We start from the raw sequence: 23,330 nt of genomic DNA, 5'->3' as shown, positions 1-23,330 counted from the left end.
ATGGATGTAATGAAATTTATAAAAATAAATCCAGATACAACTCTTACTGGTGTGCACTGTCCTCAATGTGGCTCACTGCCAATGATTTATCATTGGGGATTGTGGAGATGTCCAGTATGTAAAACCACTTCGGATACGGCACATCATCAAGCTGTAGAGGATTATATTTATCTGATTAAACCGTCAATTACAAATGCTGAATTTCGCAAGTTTCCCCATTTAACATCTGTTTTTTCTGCCTCAAGATTACTTGGCCAGATGAATCTTCAGCATGGCGGTGAAAAGAAGAATAGGTATTATATAAAACCTTGATTGGAGACCTCTAATTGTGAACTTTGCAAATAAAAGCTTTAAACTTGCAAATAAATTTAAAAATTTGCAAATAAAAACACCAAACTAACAAACAAACCTAAAATTCAGCAAACAAATCAGTAAAACTTGCAAACAAAAAGTGCTGCCGCCATTTTATATACCCAAAAAAACCACCCGCAAAGATGGCTTTTCCCGCAATTAAGCTATTCCCGCCTTCATCAACATCCCATCAAGCGGCCGTTCCATCACTGTTTCCATCCACTTTGCTGTTTCCAGTACTGAAGGAAGGTCTGTCCCTGTATTAACACCCATTCCGTGGAACATATTGATCATATCTTCTGTACAAACATTTCCGACTGCTTTTGGGGCAAATGGACATCCGCCAAGCCCGGCAATGGAGGAATCAAAGCGGCGGACACCTGCCTGATATCCCGCCAAAACATTTGCCAGTCCCAAACCGCGTGTATTATGGAAATGGAGGCCAAGCGAAAGGTCCTTTCCAAAGGCATCAAAAAATGACTCTGCTATTTTTTGGACCTGGATGGGATTAGCCATACCCGTTGTATCAGCGAGGGTGATTTCCGTACAGCCGGCTTCTATAAATCTCTCTGCCACTTTCAGCACGTTTTCCAAAGGTACATCACCTTCAAAAGGGCATCCGAATGCCGTTCCCAACACCCCTGCCACACCCTTTTCTGATGCAGTTCCTTCCTTAATCACTAAAGAGAGCTCCCCAACAGCCTGCTCTACAGTCCTTTTCACATTCCGTAAATTGAATGAATCACTTGTTGTTGTAACAACATGAAGAAAATCCACATCGGTCTTGAGTGCCCGTTCAAGCCCTGAGCGGCTTAACACCAGACCGCCGAACCGGACGCCATTTCTTTTAGGAAGCGATTTCAAAACTTCCTCTGCATCAGCCATGGGAGGAACAACCTTCGGATTGACAAAAGAAACAGCTTCTATATTGCGGATGCCGGAATCAATTAATCTTGTAATCAAATCAACTTTTGTTTCCGTTGGAACAATTTTGCACTCATTTTGCAATCCATCGCGCGGACCAACTTCACAAATTTCAATCATTTTACTTCCTCCTTTAGCAGATGAATGTTTTTAATTTGTTCCAGGTGCTTCAAAACATGATCACGGCCTTGATAAATATGCTCATGCATGGCAATGCGGGCACGCTCGGGTTCCCGATTTTTGATTGCTTCCAAAATGGTTTTATGTACCTCTAGGGATTGTTTAAGCTGAAAGCTGTTATACCAATAGAAGGATCTGAACACGATTGGAACCACGACAACCTTTGAAATATGGAAATGTATATGCTCATTTTTTGAAGCAGCCACTATCGTTTCATGAAACTTCTGGTTTACCTGAACAATATCTTTCAGGCTGTCCATATCAGATTCCACATATCGGCTAATGGCTTCTTCATATAAAATATTAGCTCTTTCCATTTCCAGCAGATCATTTTCTGTCCGGTGTATCGCCGCCTGACTGGCAGCGTACCCTTCCAGAAGAGTGCGCAGGTCATAGATTTGCCGGATATCATCTTTTGTAAAATGCCTTACGCTGACACCGCGCTTTAATGGAATGACGAGGCCTTCTGCTTCAAGCTGCTTAATAGCCTCTCTAATAGGAGTGCGGCTAAGATTCATTTCTTTAGCCAATGATTCCTCAGCAAGCCGCATGCCAGGGACAAATTTCCCTTCAATAATGGCATCTCTAATAAATTCGTATGCATCCATATCAACACCTCAATTGTATTGTATACAAACAGAAGTATTATTACAACAAATATTCTGAATATTTATTCTAAAACATGATTATATAAGGCTTTTTAATGAAATTTCAGAAAAATAATAAAATTTACATTGACTTATTGTATACAAACAATTAAATTTGTATACAAGATTAAGAAAATTAAAACTTAACAGTGCATTCAAGAAATATCAGGGAGGGAAATCCATGTCAGAAAAACAGCTTCCACTGGAAGATATCAGAGTCATCGAGCTGGGCACGCTTTTAGCAGGACCATTCTCCGGACGGCTTCTAGGTGACTTCGGTGCTGAAATTATTAAAGTCGAGCCTCCGGGTAAATCAGATCCCATGAGAAATTGGGGAAAATCAAAAGATGGAATAGGGCTTTGGTGGCCTATTCAATCGCGGAATAAAAAATCGATTTCGTTAAATCTCAGGGAGGAAGAAGGACAGCAGGTTTTAAGGGAGCTTATTAAAGAAGCCGATGTTGTCATCGAGAATTTCCGCCCGGGGACAATGGAAAAATGGAATCTATCCTATGAAGCACTTTCCGAAATCAACCCTAAATTAATCATGGTACGGACTTCGGGCTATGGACAGACAGGACCCTATAAGCATCGAGCAGGATTTGGCAGCGTCGGTGAAGCAATGGGCGGGCTCAGAAATGTAACCGGTTTCCCTGACAGGCCGCCATCAAGAATTGGTGTATCAATGGGTGATACGCTGGCTGCACTTTTTGCTACAATTGGCTGTCTTGTTGCATTACACGAGAGGGAGCGCTCCGGAAAGGGACAGGTTGTCGATACGGCCCTCTATGAATCTGTATTCTCCGTAATGGAAAGCATTATTCCGGATTATCTTTTAGCAGGATACATAAGGGAAAGGATGGGCAATATCCTGCCAGGTGTAGCTCCCTCCAACATTTACTTCACGCAGGACAAAACTTACATCGTTATAGGAGCCAATGCAGATGGAGTGTTCCGCAGGTTATGCGAGGCCATGGAGCAGCCGGAATTGGCAGATGACACAAGATTCGCGACCCACCATGCAAGAGGAGAAAACATGAAGCTTCTTGATTCCATGATCGAGGAATGGACAAAGACTCTCTCTGCTAAAGAAGCGCTTAAAATTCTTGAAGATAAGGGCGTTCCATCAGGGCTCATTTATACAGCTAAAGATATTCTGGAAGATCCGCATTATAAGGAACGCGACATGATTATTAAAGTAGATCATCCGCAGCTGGGAGAATTCCCGATGCCTGGCATTGTGCCAAAATTAAGCAGGACACCAGGGGAAGTGAAGCATGCCGGCCCGGAAGAAATGGGCAAGCATAATCATGAAATATACACTGGCCTTCTTGGGTTCGATGAAGAGAGATTAGAAGAATTGAAGAAAAATAATATCATTTAGGAGGGCTTCAAAATGGGGCGGACCTTATATGAGAAAATCTGGGAAAAACATGTAGTCGTGGATGAACAGGATCAGCCTTCCCTTTTGTACATTGATCTTCATTTAGTGCATGAGGTCACATCACCACAGGCATTTGAAGGCTTAAGAATTAAGAATCGCAAAGTGAGAAGGCCGGATCTGACTGTGGCTACCATGGATCACAGCATCCCAACAACCGACCGTTCTCTTCCTTTTAAAGACCAAATCGCCAAAAAGCAAGTTGACGCTCTGGCAAACAACTGCAGGGAGTTTGGCATACAGCTTTTTGACCTGGATAGCCGAAATCAGGGTATTGTACACGTCATTGCCCCGGAGCTTGGCTTAACACAGCCCGGGATGACCATTGTCTGCGGTGACAGCCATACCTCTACACATGGAGCTTTCGGGGCACTTGCCTTTGGCATTGGCACAAGTGAAGTAGAACATGTCCTTGCCACTCAGACATTAAAGCAATTTAAATCCAAAACATTAGCAATTAATATACATGGCACTTTGCCGCAAGGAACTACTGCCAAAGATCTTATACTTTCAATCATTGGAAAGTATGGCCACGATTTTGCTACTGGCTATGTTGTGGAGTATCGCGGTGAAGCGATTCGTAATTTAACAATGGAAGAGCGAATGACCGTATGCAATATGAGCATTGAAATGGGAGCAAGGGCAGGGCTGATTCAGCCTGACGAAAAAACCTTTAACTATTTAAAAGGGAAACAAGCTGTTCCTGATGGAATCGAGTGGGAAGAAGCTCTTGCAGAATGGAAGAAATATTATACTGACGAAGATGCCGAATTTGATCTGACTGCTGACTTTAATGCAGCTGAAATAATCCCGCAGGTTACCTGGGGGACGAATCCGGGCCAGGTAACAGGTATTACAAAAGTTATACCGCTAATGGAAGATCTGCCTGCAGATCAAATAGGTCCAGCTAAAAAAGCATTAAAGTACATGGACCTTCAGCCAGGAACACCCATCACAGAAATTGCTGTCAATAAAGTCTTTATCGGCTCCTGCACAAACAGCCGGATAGAAGATCTTCGAAAAGCGGCAAAAATCGTAAACGGTTACAAAGTTGCTGAACAGGTGGAAGCGCTAGTTGTTCCTGGTTCACAGCTTGTAAAAATGCAGGCAGAAGCTGAAGGTCTAGATCAAATTTTTATCAGCGCCGGTTTTCAATGGAGAGAAGCAGGATGCAGCATGTGCCTCGGTATGAATGAGGATTTGGTTCTTCCGGAAGAACGCTGTGCATCGACCTCCAACCGGAATTTTGAAGGCAGGCAGGGAAGAAATGCGAGGACCCATTTGGTCAGTCCTGAAATGGCTGCTGCTGCAGCGATTGCCGGCCGGTTTATAGATGTAAGGGAGTGGCCTGTTAAATATAGCAAGGAGGTCAGTGTACAATGAAGTCTTTTACCAGATTTACAGGCATAGTTGCTCCACTTGATACTGCAAATGTTGATACAGATGCCATCATTCCAAAACAGTTTTTAAAAAGAATTGAAAGAACTGGGTTTGGCGAATTCCTCTTCTACGAATGGCGATACGAAGATGGCAGGGAAAAACCGGATTTCATTCTAAATCGGGAACCTTACCGGAATGCACCGATTCTGCTGGCAAGGAAAAACTTTGGCTGCGGCTCATCCAGAGAGCACGCACCCTGGGCGATTGCAGAATATGGGATTAGAGTGATCCTGGCATCTTCATTCGCAGATATTTTCTATAATAATTGTTTTAAAAATGGCATCCTGCCAATAGTCTTGCCTGAAAAGGATATTGAAGTTTTGTTTCAAAAAAGCAATGAATCACCTGGTTATCAGCTGAGCGTAGATTTAGAGAATCAAAGAATTGAGGACTCCTTCGGGTACATGGTCGAATTCGATATCGTTTCTTACCGAAAAGATCAGCTGTTAAAGGGGCTGGACGAAATCGGGGCAACGCTTCAATCAGCTGAATTAATAGACTCCTATGAATCGGCACATAAGATTTTCTATAAGCTGGAGGTTTAAAATTTCAGCAAAAGGGAGGAAGCCATATGGAAAACAGAACGATAAAAGAACCTATTCGAAAAAAATGGATTTGGATAGTCCTCGCCATCATTACACTTGGAGTAGTACCCTGGTATTTTCCGGATGCAGCAGCTGAGCCCTATATTCTAGGGTTTCCGTTATGGGCATTTATTTCGACAGCTTTTTCCATTATCATGTGCGGATATTTAAGCTGGCTTTGTGTGAATGAGTGGAATATCGTAGAGGAACAGGAAGAAGCCGAAAAAGCAAAGGGGGATAAATCATGAATGATTTAGCTTTTGCAGGCACAGATGGGATCATTATTTTATCAGCCTTTGCCATAATCATGCTGTTAATTGGATACTTATCGGGCAGAGGTGAGAAGAACCTTCATCACAGTCTTTCAGGGTACTATCTTGCCGGAAGGAATCTCGGTTTTATCGCACTCTTTTTCACCTTATATGCGACGCAATATAGCGGGAATACCATTGTCGGATATGCCCCAACAGCATATAGGACAGGTTTCTCGTGGATTCAGTCCATTTCATTTATGACAATCATTATCGGAATCTATTTACTGTTTGCACCAAGATTATATGTCATTGCAAAGAAAAGAAACTTTGTTACACCTACTGACTGGATCGATCACCGCTTCAAATCGAAAGCAGTCACATTGCTTAGTATTTTTCTTATGCTTTGGGGGCTTGGAAACTATCTTTTAGAACAGCTTGTAGCAATCGGCCAGGCTGTATCAGGGATGACAGGCGGAACAATCCCATACCAAATAGCTGTTATCGTCTTTGTAGCTGTTATGCTTGCCTATGAGTGGATGGACGGAATGAAGGCAGTTGCTTTTACGGATGTTATGCAAGGTATTGTTCTTATGATCGGAATCATTGTCTTCCTCATCGGCGGCTTGTATCTCGTCGGAGGCAATTTCTTTGATGTTACAAGGTATGTAGCAGATCTGGAGCCTGCAAAAACGGCAGTCCCTCCAATGGAAGTGAATATCAACTGGCTGAGTATGCTCCTGCTTGTTGGACTGGGAGCAAGTATTTATCCGCATGCTGTTCAAAGAATATATTCTGCGCAAAGCGAGAAAACCCTGAAGAAATCATTTGCCCGCATGGCATGGATGCCGCCAATTACAACTGGGCTTGTATTTATGGTAGGCATTATTGGAATTATGCTTTTTCCTGGACTGGATAAGACTGGGTCTGAACAGCTCGTAGGACTGATGGCCAATGAGATCGCTGCCATTAATCCATTTTATTACTGGATTATGATCATCTTCTTTGGCGGGATTGTTGCTGCCATTATTTCTACAGCCGACTCAGTTTTGCTCAGCTTTTCATCCATGCTCTCAAATGACGTATATGGAAAATTCATCAATCCTAAAGCAACTGAACATAAGAAGGTCATGGTCGGAAAAGTGTGCGGAATCATTGCCATCATCTTTCTTCTGTGGATTGCCTGGAATCCACCGGGAACGCTATATGAAATTTTCGTCCTAAAATTCGAATTGCTTGTTCAGGTTTTCCCGGCTTTTGTACTGGGCTTATATTGGCAGCGTTTATCAGGAAAGGCTGTCTTCTGGGGGATGCTTGCAGGCGCTATATTAGCAGGATTGCTTACTCTTACAGGCTATAAAACCATCTATGGAATTCACGGCGGCGTCATTGGATTAGGATTGAACTTCTTTATCTGTATTGCAGGTTCTCTATTAGGTCCTGCTGTTTCAAAGAGCAAAGTTCTGGAGGAAGATTTGTCTGCACTCAATTTAAAGGCATAAAAGCCAAAAAAGAGATGATAAATTATGAGTAATTCACTGGCAGAAAAGCAATTTGCCATCAATGAAAATCCATGGAAAATGCTATTATTTCTTCTGCTGGCACAGCTGATGGTAGCATTTGTTGGCAGAAGCATTGGACCCTTGGGAGTTTTAATCGGGGAGGATCTTTCCCTGACCAAGTCGCAAATCGGCATGCTCCCGGCGGCTCTATTTTTGGGCCAGGCGATCATTTCAGTTCCAGCCGGCTTTCTGACTGACCTTGCAGGATCCCGTAAATTATTGGTCCTGGCGTCGGCCTTAATGGGGTTAGGCTTTCTGTTCATGACATTGCATCATGATTTCTGGCTTGTCCTGTTATTAATTGTTATCGGCGGAATTGGGTATGGATCCATGCACCCGATCACAAATAGAGGCATCATTTATTGGTTCCCGCTCAAACAGCGGGGCACAGCAATGGGAATAAAACAAACTGGCATCACAGCAGGATCAGCTCTGGCCAGTTTGATACTGCTTCCGCTTAGTGTAACTTTTGGCTGGAGATTTGTACTTCTTACGGCTTGCCTTCTATTATTGGCGGGCGGCTTCGTCTCCTATCATTTTTACCGGGATCCGCCTGAATTGGAGCAAGCGAAAGGCAGCAGCATGAGTTTGCTCCAATTTTACAAATCAATGTTTAAAATGTTTAAAAATAAAGCTTTGATGCTGATAAGCTTTAGTGCTCTCGGTTTGAATGGCACACAAATGTGCTTAAATACGTATATTGTTTTATTTGCCTATGAACAGCTGAATATTTCCATCTTTTTATCAGGTATTCTCCTGGTTATATCTGAAATATCCGGAACTATTGGCAGGGTTGCCTGGGGAATCATTAGCGACAGGCTATTTGAAGGAAAGCGTGTTGTGATCCTAATGATCATTACCATAATGACCGCTTTGGCCAGTACGTCAGCTGCGGTCATTACTTCAGCCCCTTTTTGGGTAATGGCTCCCATTACAGCTCTCTTTGGATTTGCAGCTTCAGGCTTCAATGGAATCTGGATGAATCTTGCAAGTGAATTGGTGCCGAAAGAACAAGCTGGCATCTCAAGCGGGATCAGTATCACTCTAGGGTCAGCCGGGGCCATTATCATTCCGCCATTATTTGGTTTAATCGTGGATCAGACGGGGCAATTTTCTTCCGGGTGGTTTTTAATCACAGGTATGATGTTTATAGTTTTTACTTTACTGACAACATTAATGATTATGAATAAAAAGAATAACTTTGTTATTTAAAAATGGAAGGAGTGATCCGAATGGAATTTAATCCCTCGGAACTTGGAGAAAAAGAAGTGTACAAATTATTAACCGGATCTGTCGTCCCAAGGCCGATTGCCTGGGTTTCCACAGTATCTGAGGATGGCAGCCAGAATCTCGCACCTTTCAGTTTTTTCAGTGTTGCTTCAAGAAATCCTCCTATGCTCTGTTTTTCTATTGGTCCCGGGGTTGGCGAGAGGGAAGGTACAGAAAAAGATACATTGGTCAATATCCGGGCGACAAAAGAGTTTGTCATCAATGTAGTTCCCGCGCCATTAGGAAACCAAATGCAAAAAAGTGCAGAGAATCTCCCGAGTAATGCTGATGAGTTTGAAACAGCAGGGCTTTCCGCTGCTGAAAGTCATTTAGTCGCCCCTAAGAGGGTAAGAGAAGCACCAATCCATATGGAATGCAAACTCGAACAAATTATTAAGCTGGGAAGCGATCACCTTATTATTGGGAGAATGGTACATTATCATATTGACGATGATTACTACCTCGGTAATTATAAAGTGAATTTAGAAAAACTGCAGCCTCTTGGAAGGCTGGCAGGAAACTATAGTGAAAGCAGTGAATTCTTCAAGCTGCCGAGATAAATTTTCAAAAGCCGGACCTTATGGCCGGCATTTTTTTTGCAATGGGAGTATACCTATTTATGTATTTCCTCCAGCCAAGATGATAATATAACCTTAAAACATAGCCCCATCTGGAGGTATTCCATGGAAAACTACGCGGATCTCATTCAAAAACAAAGAAATTTCTTCAACCAGGGTAAAACAAAGGATGTCACATTCCGAATGGAAGCGCTCGGCAAGCTTCGTTCGGTCATTAAGCAGCATGAGCAGGAATTGATGGATGCGTTAAAGGCGGATCTCAATAAAAGTGAGTTCGATGCGTACTTGACTGAGATTGGAATCCTCCTGGAGGAAATCCGTTTTACCTTGAAACATTTAAAAAAATGGGCCAAACCCAGAAAAGTGAAGTCATCGATTGCACAATTCGGTTCGAAAAGCTGCATATATCCTGAACCATATGGAGTTGCGCTAATCATAGCTCCTTGGAATTATCCTTTCCAGCTGGCGATTGCACCCCTGATCGGAGCGATAGCCGCAGGGAATTGCGCCATCCTGAAGCCATCGGAATTGACCCCGCAGACTTCGGCATTGCTTTCAAAAATGATCAGCAATCATTTCCCTCAAGAATTTATTTCAGTTGTTGAAGGCGGCGCAGCAACAAGCACAGCCCTATTAAATGAAAAGGTCGATTATATTTTCTTCACAGGCAGTGTCCCTGTCGGAAAAATCATCATGGAAGCAGCATCCAGGCACCTTACTCCTGTTACCCTTGAATTGGGAGGGAAGAGCCCGTGCATCGTGCATGAAGATGCCAACTTGAAACTTGCTGCGAAGAGAATTGCCTGGGGAAAATATATTAATGCCGGCCAAACTTGTGTGGCTCCGGATTATATTTATGTTCACAGCAGAATTAAAGATGAATTCCTGAAAAAATTAAAACAATCTATTCAGGAGCTTTATGGAAAGAACCCGATTGCATCCGGCCAATTCACGAGAATCGTCAGTGAGAAGCACTTCAGCCGTCTCACCAAATTTTTAACCGATGGCACCACTGTTCACGGGGGAAGGCATGATTGCAGCTCTCTCACCATAGAACCAACTGTACTTGGGGATATTACATGGGCTGATGAGGTCATGCAGGATGAAATATTTGGACCAATTCTGCCGGTGCTGGAATATGATGACTTGTCCGGAATGATTTCAGAGGTTACAGCACGCCCGAAACCTTTAGCGCTATATATCTTCACTGAAAGTGAGGATGTCCAAAACCAGATTCTAAGCAGCATTTCCTTTGGAGGGGGATGCATTAATGATACCGTTTATCATCTTAGTTCACCGTATCTGCCTTTCGGGGGAGTAGGGGAGAGCGGGATTGGAGCTTATCATGGCAAGGGAAGCTTTGATGTGTTCTCACATGAAAAAAGCATACTGAAGCAAACCACCAGATTCGATTTGCCATTCCGATATCCGACTACAAAAGATGCATTGAAAAAAGTGAAGCTTTTTATAAAATAACCGTCTTATTTTGCAAGGCGGTTTTTTTATGCATTATTTTTCGGAGGTTTGAGCCCCTTGTTTAAATCCTGTATGGCGGCCTCTGTTTTTTTTGAGAGGTTTTTGGTATATGGTGAAACCGAGAATGTGGGGAAGTTAATATTTTTCACTTTCTTGGTCAGTTTTTTCATTGGAATCAGCCCTTTTTATCTTTATTATATGTCCCCTTCAATTGAACATGAATAGGGCGCGGAAGAAATTTCCTTCCACGCCATATAGTATGCTCAAGCCTTTGTTTTGGTATAAACGCTTATTAATCTTTTGTTCTTTTTTAATATCCGTTCGGTGTGGGGACTTACTTCAAATCCCGGAAGGCTGATCCGGGATTTTTTTTTGAGCGTTTTCATAGTGTTTTTAGAATGTATCTCATGATTCTCCGTTTTTTTATCCGCTGGATCCTTCATGGTCTTCGTCCTCCTGTTCGGCAGGGAGCATTAGATCGTATATTGAAATGAGTGAAGTGAAAAGCAAGTAGTCGAATTCTGTAACAAATTGATCGGAGGTAAGTTTAATTACATAGTCATCTTCAAGAATGGAAAAAGGAATCAGCGCCAGCTTTTCTTCAGCATCATAATACACTTCTCTGCGGTCCAGACGGCTATGAATCAAAGCTTTATCAGTGTAGTGCTCAAGCAGATAGTCCTTTTCTTCCTCTGTTGTGTATTTGCATAAGGATATCTTCATATCCACTTTTTCCGCAAAGTCCGCCAGAAGTTTTTCAATGCCGGCGAGATATGCTTCCTTGTTTCCATAATAAATCTCAATGGGCTCATTTTTCAATAAATACTGAAACGATTTTAGCTTATTCATGTGTGAATTCAGCAAATCACTGTTTTCTTCGAGCAATTCCCTTGTGTCAGTAGCCAACTCGTTATTTCCAACTCTTTTCAGATAGGAACCCAGAAAAACAAAGGCATCAACCAGAGCAAATATAACCGCGACAATGAGGTAGTTCTGCCAATCAGTAAAAATGGAATCTGGTTTGTTCGTCCAATAAACTACTGCACCAAGTACATAAATGATATACCAGGTTTTCCGAATGACGGGCATTCTTTCTTTTACTTTCTTTTCCCACAACCAGACAGAAATAACATAAAAACCGAGACAAGCGACAATAATCCAAACTGCAACCTTGAAGAATATCAGCAAAAAAATCGCCTCGTCCACCAGAATATTTAGTTTGAATATTTTAATAATTTATAAATTTATTATAACAGAAAATATGCCAATAATTTGAAGATTATTGAAGGATGAAGAAAACATGAGAAAATACCTATTTTTATTTTCTTTGAATCGATAAGTGATACATCCTTCACCGCAGATTCTGTTTTTTTTACAAAGAATGAAAAATTGATTAATTGTCCTACTATACTTGTCCATTCAAAGTCATCACTCTCAACATATATAAATAGTAAGTCAAAAGAAAGCAAGCTAATGGTATAAGAAGCTTGTTTGACTTTGGCTGAATAATATTTTATAAGGAGTGCAAAATATGAGAAAAAACAACGGTTGCGGCTGTGGAAAAGGGCATTCTTCCGGAAAATGTCCAGCTATGCCAGCTTGCGATACAGCAAAATCACATGATCATTTTTGTGAAGTTACAGGTCCTGTTGTAAGGGGTACTGAAGTTGAAACAGTTATCGGACAAGTACCTATCCAAGCTCTTACTGAATCCGAAATTCATCTTCCAGATTATGCATCAGATATTAAAGTAATCAGAAAAAATATCTTTCTTACCCAATGTGAAGCGGTTCCTTTCCGCCCAGCAACAGGAACTACTACTAATATTGTAAAAGTGTTTGTAGAAGGATATATTCATAAAAATATTCAATATGTTGAAGATTGCGATGGTTATGTTAAGGACTATATGGTAAACGTTCCATTCAAGTGCTTTACTCGTGTTACTTTGCCAGCTCCAATTCCAGTACCTGCATTAAGCTCAAAGAATAGTGATAACCGGGAAATCAGGGAATTGGCTAAGGACGGTATGGGTGCTGACCGCTGCACCTTTGGTTCCAATACTTTTGAATTCTTGAATGAGCCTATTCACTGTAAACTAGTCAGCTGGAATTTAACAGAAGCTAACTTTTTAAGGAACTTTGATAAATGGGGAAGATTCAACAAATTAACTGAAAAAGATGATATTAATCTTGTTATCAGATTGACACAGACTCAATTTACTCCAGCTACCGGATTGCTTCCAGAAGAAGAGCAATAATTCATGCTGTAAAAAAGGTGCCGTTCCGGTGCCTTTTTTTCATTTGTCCTGAAATCAGCAGTGCTGCTCATTAATAACTTTTTAAAAATAATATTTAAAAGTTATCCAAAGAAAAAAACACGAAGGGCACTTTCGAAGCTGCCCTCCTTTAAATCTGTACATATTGCTCCTGTAGAAAATCAATGGATAAAACTGCTTTCCCTTGTATTTCCAAACCTTCATTCTCCAATACATTGCTATACCAGAGAACATGGATCGAATTCAGCTTGCAGGTGATTTCCTCCGAAAATTGCTGATAGAATTCAAAATGTTGATCAAGAGCATTTTCATTCAGGAACGTAAACTCATTATTACATGATGAGTGCGGCAAATCAGGGATACATATACAATCAAGCTCGATCGATTTTTCTATTGAAATTGGGATCCTAATGTTTTTCACCTGCTTATCAGCAGTGAACATCGTGTCAGCTATGAGCAAGCCTTTAATAAAAACACTTCGTGATGGAAAAAGAGCCTTACAGCTTAGTGAATCCACTTGCCATTCCACTTTAGTTATGTGCATAGACTTACAGTTTATTGGAAAGCAATCAAAGATATGAATCTCCATATCTGTTTTGCCTACTAAAACAGGCAGTTTTACTATTGGCCCATTGCTTCGGGACTCCTTATAACATTGTGTTTGCTGTTCGTTGACTAAAATACAGCTGCTGGAAGAGGACTCCTCTAATTGATGATCAAACTTCACATCACTAGAAGTTTCTTCCGATATGGATTCAGATATACTCTCAATTTCGGTTGTTAGAGAGGGGGGCTCTTCCGATTCAGCATTTGGAGCTTCATTGAATGTAATATCTTGAAGCATTGCCGAAAAGTGTTCAAGCAATGAAGATACTTTATCATATTTCTCTTCATCATCATCTGCAGATTCGGAGCTTTCACATTCACTTGCTAAGAAAAACTCATCATTTGATACTTCAAAGAACAAATGATTGCTGTCTGTTGATTCTTCCATCAAAGCCAAAAATTTCTCCTGCAGTGGGATGGTGTCTTCGGCCTGCATATCGAGCAAGCTGCATGCTTCTTTCAAAAGACGGGAGAATTCTCCATCATAACTGGAAGATTCATCACTTAAGTCTGACTGCCATTCCTTCATGGGTTTATCACTGGATGATTCCTCAAATGGATATGCTTCAACTGGTTCGGATGACTCAGCTTCACAGTACACACGTTCATTTCTTGCATGATGATAGGAGGAGGATTCACTTTGGTTATAAGAGGAATCTAACAGCAGTGCAAATACTTCGTCCTGGCGATAGAGATTGTTAGCAGATTCATCATCATCTGAAGAAGACTCCTCCAGCATGTCTGCAAATTCTTCCTCTAATGAATTCACAGATTCCAAAAACAAAGAAGATTTCATGGCAGGGGTGTTGTCTTCCGCTCCATCTTCTTCATTGAACACTTCTGCTTCCGACACAATTGAGTAATCACTTTGGGATCCACCAGTTTGAATGGTTTTGGATGCAGCTGCAATATCGTGGTTATCAAGTAAGCGTATAAATTCCTCTGTCAGATCCAGTTCTTCTTCAAAAGATTTCGCTTTAATCGACTTTTCATTATCTAAAGATGGTCCCATTTCCTTGTCAATCTGAATCATTTCCTGTGAAGGGTCATAAGCTGGAATAGTCTCGGCTGGTAAAAGGTGTTTATCTTCTCTCATACTGGATTTACTTTCGCTTAACAAGATCCTATTGTTAGAATATTTGCTTGGTAATGAAGGGGACCAGCTCAGCATAGGAGAAAAAGGCGTCAACATTTCTTTAAGGTATTTTGGCAATACTATGCTATTTGACTTGGATGTATGGGAAATATATTTAGCACGCACAACATTCTCCTCATGAGTCTCCTTATCAGCTGCTTCTTCAGGCTTTACACTCGTTTTGATTATTTGACGCGCTTCCACTGCGGGAGGCGGTAAAATTAATGGAAATGATTTAGTTTTTTTTCCTGAAATAGACCTGCCAGTATCTTTTTGATTTTCTCCGGAGTCCAATTTATTATCCAGTTCTGCTGTTTTTGGGCTTTTTAAATCATTCCCCGTATAAAAGAATAATTGCTGCTGTTCCAATGGATTATCTGAGTCTTTACCGATACGATAAATCCGGTTGTAGGCACTTCTCATATCACTCATATGCTTAGGAAGGTGCTGCCATTTTAGAGCATCCTCACCGGTCCCCTCCTTACGTTAAATCTTAAAAACCTTTTCTATTAAAATGGTAAAGTTGTTCAAAATAAATAACTGAAGGCTGTTGAAAACACGCCTTTTTAATTACTTTTTCAATGCAAATTGGATGTCTATTCGCAGTCAAAGCAATCTTCGTGATCATTCGTAGTTGAAGATACACGAATTTGCTGTTTTTGGAGGACTTTTATGGCCAGGTCCAAAACCATTTTTTCCTCCACTTTTGTGAAGACGCCTTCCCCAATGGGTGAGCGATTAGGCAGTGGACGGCGGTCAATTGCTTCATCCCATTCTATAATTCTGCTGGAAATCAATTCACAAAAGGGCAATTCGTTATAGTGCTGTACGCTTTTCTGATGAAATTGTGAAAGATCACTCGACTGCATTTCATCTTTTTCAGGATATCCGCGAGGCATTGGTTTTGATACAAGAAAATCAAATTCATGGCGGTGGTTAGTTTCCGGCATTACAGGACAAGTCAGGAATTTTTTAATTTCAGTCAAACATTGAAAAGGTACATCAACTGTATAGGAATGAATATCTGAAGCAATGCTTTTATCGGAATGCATCTCGATGTCAGGACAAGGACTGGCGTATTGAATATTCTTTCGGATAAACCCTTTAACAAATAATTGGTCAGTCGGCAATAGAAGCCTGCATTGTGTTAATTTTACAGTTTTTTTAATGTCTTTAATCTCAAGGACTGGTTCGGGAAAAGTAATCAAGGCATTCACATGAACTTTGAGTGAGAGTTCTGCCAAAACTACTGGAACCTTTGCAGTAATCTTTCCAATGCTTACATGCGGATGATGGAAGGTGCTCTCACACTCACAGTTTTGAGCTGAAATCTGGCATTCTGCTTGATCTCGATCTTTATGTTCTTCTGACATATGGGCTCCTCCTGAAATCATGATAAACACATCATATGCATGATAAACGACTATGTTTGGGCGTATACCTATTAAATGACAGAGACTCAAAACAAAAATAGGCAAGGGGATTAGTGTAGGTGAATGTCATTTTAATGAAACTGTGAATATTATGCTAATATGAAAATCCGCATAAAAAAGCAGGACCTATTCCCATGAGAAAATAGGTCCTGCCCATTCATTTTATTATAGAGCTGCCACTCGAACTTGCTGTTTTTGAAGAACTTTCACAGTAAATTGAAGGAACATTTTTTCTGACATACTTTCAAATGTTCCTTCACCCCAATTGGCGTGATGGTCGAACGGCTTTCGGTCAAGAGCCTCGTCCCATTCCGTGATATTACTTGATATCAGCTCGCAAAATGGCATCTCATTGTAGAACTGGCTGCTATTCTGGTGGAATTGGGAAAGGTCGCTGGATAAGAAGTGATCTTTTTCTGGGAAACCACGTCCAAGTTCCTGCTGTCTGAAGAAATCAAATTCAGCACGCGCGTTCAGGAAAGGAAGCTGCGGAGTTCTGTCAAAATCATCTTCTGCAATTTCCACAACACATTCAAAAGGTACATCAGTAGTCAAAGAACGCATTTCAGAGTTTACACATACTCCTGAATTATAGCAAGGAGCTGCGTATTGAATATTCTTGCGTACAAATCCTTTTATGAATAGATGGTAAGAGCCCTCCACAAATGGATCGCTGCCTGCGGCAACCCCAGGGAGAAGAAGCTTACATTGGACGATTTGTACTCTTTTCTTAATATCTTTGATTTCTAATACCGGCTCTGGGAATGTGATTTTGGCAGCCAGGTTTGTCCTAACATTCAAAACGGCAAGTTCTACAGGTACTTTAATAATAGCTTCGCCTGCAGGAGCAATTGGCGCAGCTCCCGGAGAGTAGTTACACTCTCCAACATTAGCAGACACGTTAATATCTACACACTTATTTTCTTTTTTCAATGTTGTTCCTCCTTATTAATAATTACTTCAAGATATATTATGCATTTAAGCAGTTTAATGCATTGGACAAACATGGAAATTTCTCTGGATGATACAATGGCGGATAAAACGCAGCTGCATGCAGCTGCGTTCTTCTTTTTTCTTCGCTGATACTCGGTAAGGCTGCGATAAAATTTAAATTAGTACGGGCACAATTGGACTTCTATCACGCATAAGATTCAAAAGGAGGAGTGAGGAGAAATGGATAGACACAATTTTCTTGCTGTAGATATCGGAAACAGCTGGTATAAGGCATTAGCTTCTGAAAATGGTATTCTGTCAGAATATCAAATTCCAAATGCTATTGCTCTTTTTGATGAAGAATTTTACGAAAAGCCATACGATGATGATGATATAGTGTTTGAAGATAATTTAATTGTGGAGGTAAAGAGCCAGGCCGTTGTGGATAGAAGGGAAATTTTCTATATCGGAAAAGCAGCGGCTAAACAGCGGGACGTGAGCCTGACTGCATTCAATAACCAGAAAGTTGATGAAGATAGAACCTATTTGCTGCTGTTCGGCCTGGCAGGCTATCATGCAGTTCTTCAGCATCCGGAAGAAACAGAAATCACTTATTCTATTGATCAATTAGCTGTTTCTCTTCCGACAACACAGTATAAAGAAAGAAAAACCCGCCTAAAAGACAAACTGGCTGGAACACATACGATCATCTTTCATAAAGTTCCCGGGCTTTCTGAGCCTAAGGAGTTAACCGTTAAAGTTATAATCAATGATGTCATTGTCGGTGCAGAAGGTGCTTGTGCCTATTTGGGATTAACAAGAGATCAGGAAACTTTGGGAATCAAGGATGAAGAACTTGTTAAAGAATCACAAAAAGGGATTATCATCGGAGACCTTGGGGGAGACTCTGTCGACTTTGTCGGAATAAAAAATAATAAGCCTGTCGCATCTGTAGAGGGCGAGCCTTTCGGGATCAATCAGTTTCTTGATCACATCATTCAAAGGGTGAGTAAAAAGGAAATGTACCGATTTGACTCCCGTGCCGAACTGGAGGAAAAGTTGGCAGAAGGACCCGCAGGGTGGTATGTCGAGCCTTTTGCAGGGGTCAGAAAGGATATCAGCAAATACATTTTGCCGCAGCTGAAGTCAATGGCAATTAAATACCTGGAGCATTTTGATCGGGTGAGGAGCAGTTCATCAGAGATTAAAGGAGCTGTCCGTTATATTGCTGTTGGAGGAGCAGCCAAACTCGCCCAAAAGCAAATTCAGGAAGCTGCAGCAAAATGGTCGGATAGAGGAAGGCCAATTGAATTAACGTTTCCTGAAAATATGGAGAAATTAAATGTCCTTGGTCTTATGATTCTGGCAAAAATGAATCAGCTAAAAAGAGATAAAGGAAGTAATCATATTATGACAACCAAAGGTTAAGGATGATGGAAATGTTCAGAACCTATACCGACTATGTTAATAAGACCGCATTAACAATCCCAGATCAGTTCATTGATGTCAAAACTGGGGCATCTGTAAAAGTCTCAAAGAAGATACAGGATCAAGTCGACTATCATTCCAATAATAATACGCTGATCCATTTAGTTTTATCAGCTTTAAACAGCTATCTCCATCCCAAAAATATGAACAGCGACATCATACTCGCAGAAATTAATGAAATTAAGAAAATGATGCAATCAGGCTATGTTCCAGTCCAGACGCCAGCATATAAAGAGAAGAAGGCTCTTCATGAGTCAATTTCAGATGAGGTTGATATAAAAGAAGTAGAGGATGTGCTGGAGGCTTTTGGAGGCTAATCTGCTTAATGCAAAAAAGGTGCGCCATGCCAGAATGGTGCACCTTTTTTACTGGGCTATTCATAGTGTTAGGAATCGGCGAATCATTTAGCAAAGCCCATAATACAAGCAGGAATAGTAAAGTTCTATAAGCGGATGGCAGGCAGACAGGTTACAGCACAAAAACAGGAAAGATCCACATTTATGCATATACCTGTAGGAATGAGATCTTCTACGTTTTCACAATCGATTTGGCTGCAAGGTGAACAAAAATCTTTTGTATGTGATTTAAACGGGTCTTTAGAAGATTTACATTGCTTGAAAGTCAACAATTCCAATACAGCACATTTGCCATCAAATTCTTTAATTCTAAAAATGAATGATGTTATACAAGCAAATTTCTTTTCCTTGGAATGATGAGTGAATGTGGTCACACCTGTAGCTTTAAATGGTTCACAGCTCCCGCAATATAAAAGGAATGGAATTGTATTCTTTTTTGGTTTCTTTTGTCCTCCCATGAGGTCATCAATGGATTCCCGGCAGGAACTTCTGCATTCATCATCTAACCCTGCTTTTTTCTGGGCTTTAAAAATGGCCTCCAAAACCTCTTCAACACAATTTTCATAGAAATTTTTCCGGTGTTTACCTTCGTCCCAGTCTGGTTTTATATGACATTCACAGTCGCAATCATGCTCATGGCAAAAATCATGCCTCTCAAACTCTTTATTGTTTTTCTTCCCGCACAAACCCATGATTTTTCACTCCCCGAAAAATTAGTTCCACCATTAGCATACGGCTGCACCTAAGTTTTTGAATGAGAATGTCGCCTATTAAAAGACAATTTTTTATGATTCCTGCTATGGAAATCAATATTGCCTGGTCATGCGTACAAGCCATTTCTGCTTTTAAACATACACTATTACATGCAAGTACTTGCTGTGTTAAATTGATTTATAATGAACTGGGAAGCTCCAAACTTTGAAATATAAGAATTCAATAATAAAGGAGTGAGGACCATGAAGCTTTATTTAGACCCTGGACACGGAGGTACTGATCCAGGAGCACAGGGAAACGGAATAAGAGAGAAAGATATTGCGCTTGATATCGCAAAAAATATAAAAAATATCTTATTGGCCGGCTATCAGAATATAGAAGTTAGAATGAGCCGTGAAAATGATACAACTAAGAGTTTGAGCCAAAGGACATCTGAAGCTAATAGCTGGGGGGCTGATTTTTACCTCTCCATACACTGTAATGCCGCGAATGGTGCAGCGAGGGGCTATGAAGATTTTATTCATAACAGCCTTGGCAGCACTTCCCAGACAGCCAGCTATCAGAATATTATCCATGCTGAAGTCACTAAACTGAATAAGCTCATCGATAGAGGTAAGAAGAAAGCTGACTTTCATGTACTGCGTGAATCAGCCATGCCAGCCCTTTTAACAGAAAATGGGTTTATTGATAATTCTGCAGATGCCGCTTTAATGAAAGATCCGCTGTGGAGACAAAGGGTGGCACAGGGACATGTTAATGGAATTGCAAAAGCCTTTAGCCTTAAAGCGAAACCGGCAGTCCCGCCGCAGCCGCCAAAGCCAGTCGATCCCAGTAATCTATACAGAGTGATTGCCGGTTCATTTACAAATAGAAAAAATGCTGAGGAAAGGTCTGCCGCTCTAAAAAATAAAAGCATTGAAACGGTTATAGCCACTGCTGAAATTTCAGGCACGGTCTGGTACAGGGTACAGGCCGGTGCTTTCAGTACGAAGGAAAATGCAGAAAAACAACTGGAAACAGTAAAAAAAGCGGGAATAACAGATGCCTATATACTGTCAGACGCTCCGCCGGCAGTGCCTTCTGAACCCAAAGGCTATTCCATTCTGGGAGTAACGCATTTGTCACCAGAGCATATGAATCAATATGCAAAACAGGTAAACCCGAATGCTGCCAATTTAGGTTCATTCTATTCGGCTATTGGGGAATATTATGGTATCAGAGGGGATATAGCTTTTGCACAGGCCATGCATGAAACCAACTTTCTCCGATTCACTGGTGATGTTAAACCTGGCCAGAATAATTATGCAGGAATCGGCGCAACAGGGAATGGTGCGGCAGGAGCAAGCTTTTCCACACAGGAAGAAGGCGTTTTAGCACATATTCAGCATTTATATGCCTATGCTTCTACACAGCCGCTGCCTCCTAAATATCCACTGGCGGATCCGCGTTTCAGCCTTGTGAAAAGAGGTTCGGCAAAGCTATGGCAGGAACTGAATGGCAAATGGGCTGTGCCTGGAACCAATTATGCTCAATCTATCCTGAACATCTACAAAAACATGGTTAGATTTTCTGATCAGAAATTAGAAGCTGTTGTGAAGGATGTAGAAGGCAGCTAATCAAAAAAAGCGGACATGAGGGTGTCCGCTTTTTTAACTATCTGTCAGATCACATACATGAACACACAAAGAAAGTGTGCCATGCTTCCCATCATAATGAAAATATGAAAAATCTCATGAAAACCCAAATGTTTGAACTCCAGGAACTTTGGTTTAATCGCATAAATCACTCCGCCTATCGTGTATAGGATGCCTCCCAGCAAAAGAAGCATTACACCATTACTGCTTAAAGACTCAGAAAGCGGCGAAAAGGCAAAAACAATAATCCATCCCATTGCAATGTATAAGGCTGTTGATAGCCAGCGGGGAGATCTGAACCAGATCATTTTAAACAGAATCCCCGATAAAGCAACAGCAGAAACAATGGAAAATAGAACCCAGCCGGTCACACCATTTAAAGTAATAAGGCAAAAAGGTGTATAGGAACCTGCAATCAATACATAAATCATGGAATGATCCAGCTTTCTTAAAAAGGCAATGACTTTATCTTTAGCTATCACCATATGATAGGTAGCTGAGGCTGAATAGAGCAGCATCAAACTGATTCCAAAAATAGCAACAGCAGTAATGGCAAGCGGTGAAGATGTCGTCAGTGAGGCTTTGATAACCATGGCAAGCAATCCGGCAAAGGATAAAATGGCTCCTGCTAAATGGGTCAATCCATTTATGGGCTCCCGGATGTATGAATTCATAATATCTCCTCCTAATGTTCTTTTATGTAGTTTTAATAACTACTTAATATAATATATACAAAACGTCATCTAGTCAATATTTACAACTTATGCTTTTTTAAGTAGAATTTATATAATAACAGGTGAGGATTTGAGGGATAAATATGGAAATGGGTAAACTCATTGCGGATAATCAAATTCAATTGGAAGATATCCCGCAGATAGATTTATATATGGATCAGGTGATCCAGCTATTTGAAAATACTTTTGGCAGCTCGACGAGAAACGAAGAGGAAAAAGTGCTAACTAAGACAATGATAAATAACTATGCAAAAGGGAAATTGTTTTTTTCTGTCAAAAATAAAAAATATTCAAAGGAGCATCTTATTTTAATTGCTTTCATTTATCAGCTTAAAGGGGCTCTATCCATAAACGATATTAAAAGCCTATTAAATGGCGTCAACACCCGAACAGCAGAAGGAAAGATGGATCTGGACCATTTTTATCAGCTATACCTCGATTTAACTAAACTTAATGTTGATGCATTTGTGAATGATCTGGAAAATCAGGCATCCAGGGCAGCAGAGGAAGCAAAAGAGCTTAATGAAGATCAGCCAGCTGAGCTTGAAAAAGTCCTGCTGGCAACATCACTGGTTCACATGAGCAACTTGTACCGAAAAGCAGCTGAACGCATTGTAGACGATGTAAAAAATGAAGCGGATCAAAAATAGGAAGGCGGGAAACTCCATTAAGAAAAGCGAAAAACGAAAACCAGGGCTGCTGCGTGAGATTTTGAATGAATTCCTGGATTCCATTGTGATCTCAATATTTATTCGGATCGTACTGTGGATTCCGAGGGTAATTTTCAACTTCCTTAAAAATTTGTTTTAAAAATAAGCAATTGGTTCGGACAGGAGAAAACGACATGACGCTCATAGAGTCCGTACCTGCCACAACTTCATGTGCCAGAGTCCGAACCTGCCACAACTTCGGACAGAAAAAGGGAAAATCTATGTGCCAAAGTCCGAACCTGCCTTGACCTCGGACAGAAAAAGGAGAAAACCCCTTGCCAGAGTCCGAACCTGCCACGACTTCGGACAGTAAAAGGAGAAAATCCCGTGCTAGAGTCCGAACCCGCCACGACTTCGGACAGTAATAGGAGAAACTCCCTTGCCAGAGTCCGAACCCGCCACGACTTTGGACAGTAATAGGAGAAACTCCCGTACCAGAGTCCGAACCTGCCACGACTTCGGACAGAAAAAGGGAAAATCCCTGTGCCAGAGTCCGAACCTGCCACGACTTCGGACAGTAATAGGAGAAACTCCCTTGCCAGAGTCCGAACCTGCCACGACTTCGGACAGTAAACGGAGAAAATCCATGTGCCAGAGTCCGAACCTGCC

23 protein-coding genes are annotated in these 23,330 nt (G+C 41.1%); 14 read left to right on the top strand and 9 right to left on the bottom strand.

The features are described from left to right. Positions 1-312, top strand: a complete 312-nt coding sequence (locus tag AC0VZ9_RS13980; protein ID WP_342026160.1) for a hypothetical protein — start codon at positions 1-3, stop codon at positions 310-312. Positions 313-510: 198 nt separating this feature from the next. On the opposite strand, the gene AC0VZ9_RS13975 is transcribed toward AC0VZ9_RS13980, so the two are convergent. Further along, positions 511-1,395: a hydroxymethylglutaryl-CoA lyase gene (locus AC0VZ9_RS13975; RefSeq protein ID WP_009334425.1), complete on the bottom strand. Its 885-nt coding sequence runs from the start codon at positions 1,393-1,395 to the stop codon at positions 511-513. Beyond that, entirely contained in the window at positions 1,392-2,063 is a 672-nt protein-coding gene (locus AC0VZ9_RS13970; protein ID WP_009334426.1) for a GntR family transcriptional regulator, read from the bottom strand. Before AC0VZ9_RS13970 ends, AC0VZ9_RS13975 begins: the two co-directional genes overlap by 4 nt. 220 nt (positions 2,064-2,283) lie before the next feature. Here AC0VZ9_RS13970 and AC0VZ9_RS13965 point away from each other — a divergent pair, with 220 nt between their 5' ends. From AC0VZ9_RS13965 to AC0VZ9_RS13930, 8 genes are all read left to right on the top strand, one after another. After that, a complete protein-coding gene (locus tag AC0VZ9_RS13965; protein WP_251264499.1) occupies positions 2,284-3,486 on the top strand; it encodes a CaiB/BaiF CoA transferase family protein in 1,203 nt (400 codons plus the stop codon). Positions 3,487-3,498: 12 nt separating this feature from the next. Continuing rightward, positions 3,499-4,926: a 3-isopropylmalate dehydratase large subunit gene (gene leuC / locus AC0VZ9_RS13960; RefSeq protein ID WP_251264498.1), complete on the top strand. Its 1,428-nt coding sequence runs from the start codon at positions 3,499-3,501 to the stop codon at positions 4,924-4,926. Beyond that, positions 4,923-5,528: a 3-isopropylmalate dehydratase small subunit gene (gene leuD / locus AC0VZ9_RS13955; protein ID WP_251156390.1), complete on the top strand. Its 606-nt coding sequence runs from the start codon at positions 4,923-4,925 to the stop codon at positions 5,526-5,528. Before leuC ends, leuD begins: the two co-directional genes overlap by 4 nt. A 26-nt stretch (positions 5,529-5,554) precedes the next feature. Then, positions 5,555-5,815: a hypothetical protein gene (locus tag AC0VZ9_RS13950; protein WP_019383158.1), complete on the top strand. Its 261-nt coding sequence runs from the start codon at positions 5,555-5,557 to the stop codon at positions 5,813-5,815. Further along, the gene (locus tag AC0VZ9_RS13945) at positions 5,812-7,320 is read left to right on the top strand and encodes a sodium:solute symporter family protein (protein ID WP_475396352.1); all 1,509 of its coding nucleotides are present in this window, start codon (positions 5,812-5,814) and stop codon (positions 7,318-7,320) included. Before AC0VZ9_RS13950 ends, AC0VZ9_RS13945 begins: the two co-directional genes overlap by 4 nt. A gap of 24 nt (positions 7,321-7,344) precedes the next feature. Next, positions 7,345-8,592, top strand: a complete 1,248-nt coding sequence (locus AC0VZ9_RS13940) for an MFS transporter (RefSeq protein WP_251264497.1) — start codon at positions 7,345-7,347, stop codon at positions 8,590-8,592. Positions 8,593-8,612: 20 nt separating this feature from the next. Further along, the gene (locus tag AC0VZ9_RS13935) at positions 8,613-9,209 is read left to right on the top strand and encodes a flavin reductase family protein (RefSeq protein ID WP_019383155.1); all 597 of its coding nucleotides are present in this window, start codon (positions 8,613-8,615) and stop codon (positions 9,207-9,209) included. Between the two features lie 123 nt (positions 9,210-9,332). Beyond that, a complete protein-coding gene (locus AC0VZ9_RS13930) occupies positions 9,333-10,703 on the top strand; it encodes an aldehyde dehydrogenase (protein ID WP_386849734.1) in 1,371 nt (456 codons plus the stop codon). Between the two features lie 263 nt (positions 10,704-10,966). On the opposite strand, the gene AC0VZ9_RS13925 is transcribed toward AC0VZ9_RS13930, so the two are convergent. After that, complete coding sequence (locus tag AC0VZ9_RS13925) at positions 10,967-11,146, bottom strand: type II toxin-antitoxin system SpoIISB family antitoxin (protein ID WP_009334435.1); 180 nt, start codon at positions 11,144-11,146, stop codon at positions 10,967-10,969. Continuing rightward, positions 11,127-11,891 carry a type II toxin-antitoxin system SpoIISA family toxin gene (locus AC0VZ9_RS13920; RefSeq protein ID WP_009334436.1) on the bottom strand — a complete coding sequence of 255 codons (765 nt, stop codon included), beginning with the start codon at positions 11,889-11,891 and terminating at the stop codon, positions 11,127-11,129. The genes AC0VZ9_RS13925 and AC0VZ9_RS13920 overlap by 20 nt, the downstream gene beginning before the upstream one ends. 343 nt (positions 11,892-12,234) lie before the next feature. Here AC0VZ9_RS13920 and AC0VZ9_RS13915 point away from each other — a divergent pair, with 343 nt between their 5' ends. After that, complete coding sequence (locus AC0VZ9_RS13915) at positions 12,235-12,960, top strand: CsxC family protein (protein WP_258753448.1); 726 nt, start codon at positions 12,235-12,237, stop codon at positions 12,958-12,960. 148 nt (positions 12,961-13,108) lie between these two features. Here the strand turns inward: AC0VZ9_RS13915 and AC0VZ9_RS13910 are convergent, their stop codons facing one another. The 3 genes from AC0VZ9_RS13910 to AC0VZ9_RS13900 all read right to left on the bottom strand — a co-directional run bounded on the left by AC0VZ9_RS13910 (position 13,109) and on the right by AC0VZ9_RS13900 (position 17,085). Then, positions 13,109-15,142: a hypothetical protein gene (locus AC0VZ9_RS13910; RefSeq protein WP_475396351.1), complete on the bottom strand. Its 2,034-nt coding sequence runs from the start codon at positions 15,140-15,142 to the stop codon at positions 13,109-13,111. 173 nt (positions 15,143-15,315) lie between these two features. Next, positions 15,316-16,092, bottom strand: a complete 777-nt coding sequence (locus AC0VZ9_RS13905; RefSeq protein WP_475396350.1) for a CsxC family protein — start codon at positions 16,090-16,092, stop codon at positions 15,316-15,318. 225 nt (positions 16,093-16,317) lie between these two features. After that, on the bottom strand, positions 16,318-17,085 hold the full coding sequence (locus tag AC0VZ9_RS13900; protein ID WP_475396349.1) for a CsxC family protein: 768 nt from the start codon (positions 17,083-17,085) through the stop codon (positions 16,318-16,320). Between the two features lie 240 nt (positions 17,086-17,325). Between AC0VZ9_RS13900 and AC0VZ9_RS13895 the strand changes: the two genes are divergently transcribed. Beyond that, positions 17,326-18,513: a ParM/StbA family protein gene (locus AC0VZ9_RS13895; protein WP_217024716.1), complete on the top strand. Its 1,188-nt coding sequence runs from the start codon at positions 17,326-17,328 to the stop codon at positions 18,511-18,513. An 11-nt stretch (positions 18,514-18,524) separates the two neighbouring features. Further along, a complete protein-coding gene (locus tag AC0VZ9_RS13890) occupies positions 18,525-18,890 on the top strand; it encodes a hypothetical protein (protein WP_019381055.1) in 366 nt (121 codons plus the stop codon). Positions 18,891-19,015: 125 nt separating this feature from the next. On the opposite strand, the gene AC0VZ9_RS13885 is transcribed toward AC0VZ9_RS13890, so the two are convergent. Continuing rightward, the gene (locus AC0VZ9_RS13885; protein WP_009334444.1) at positions 19,016-19,621 is read right to left on the bottom strand and encodes a CotY/CotZ family spore coat protein; all 606 of its coding nucleotides are present in this window, start codon (positions 19,619-19,621) and stop codon (positions 19,016-19,018) included. 264 nt (positions 19,622-19,885) lie between these two features. Between AC0VZ9_RS13885 and AC0VZ9_RS13880 the strand changes: the two genes are divergently transcribed. Further along, on the top strand, positions 19,886-21,259 hold the full coding sequence (locus tag AC0VZ9_RS13880) for an N-acetylmuramoyl-L-alanine amidase (RefSeq protein WP_284521977.1): 1,374 nt from the start codon (positions 19,886-19,888) through the stop codon (positions 21,257-21,259). A gap of 44 nt (positions 21,260-21,303) precedes the next feature. Here the strand turns inward: AC0VZ9_RS13880 and trhA are convergent, their stop codons facing one another. Then, positions 21,304-21,951 (bottom strand): PAQR family membrane homeostasis protein TrhA, encoded by a 648-nt coding sequence (gene trhA, locus AC0VZ9_RS13875; RefSeq protein ID WP_258753454.1) that lies wholly within the window; start codon positions 21,949-21,951, stop codon positions 21,304-21,306. Positions 21,952-22,094: 143 nt separating this feature from the next. Between trhA and AC0VZ9_RS13870 the strand changes: the two genes are divergently transcribed. Next, on the top strand, positions 22,095-22,661 hold the full coding sequence (locus AC0VZ9_RS13870; RefSeq protein ID WP_341002095.1) for a DUF1836 domain-containing protein: 567 nt from the start codon (positions 22,095-22,097) through the stop codon (positions 22,659-22,661). Positions 22,662-23,330: the final 669 nt, after the last annotated feature.

The organism is Cytobacillus sp. QJM3NY_8 (assembly GCF_056173585.1).
Note: the sequence above shows the minus strand (reverse complement) of the source record. Positions and strands in the feature narration are given on the sequence as shown.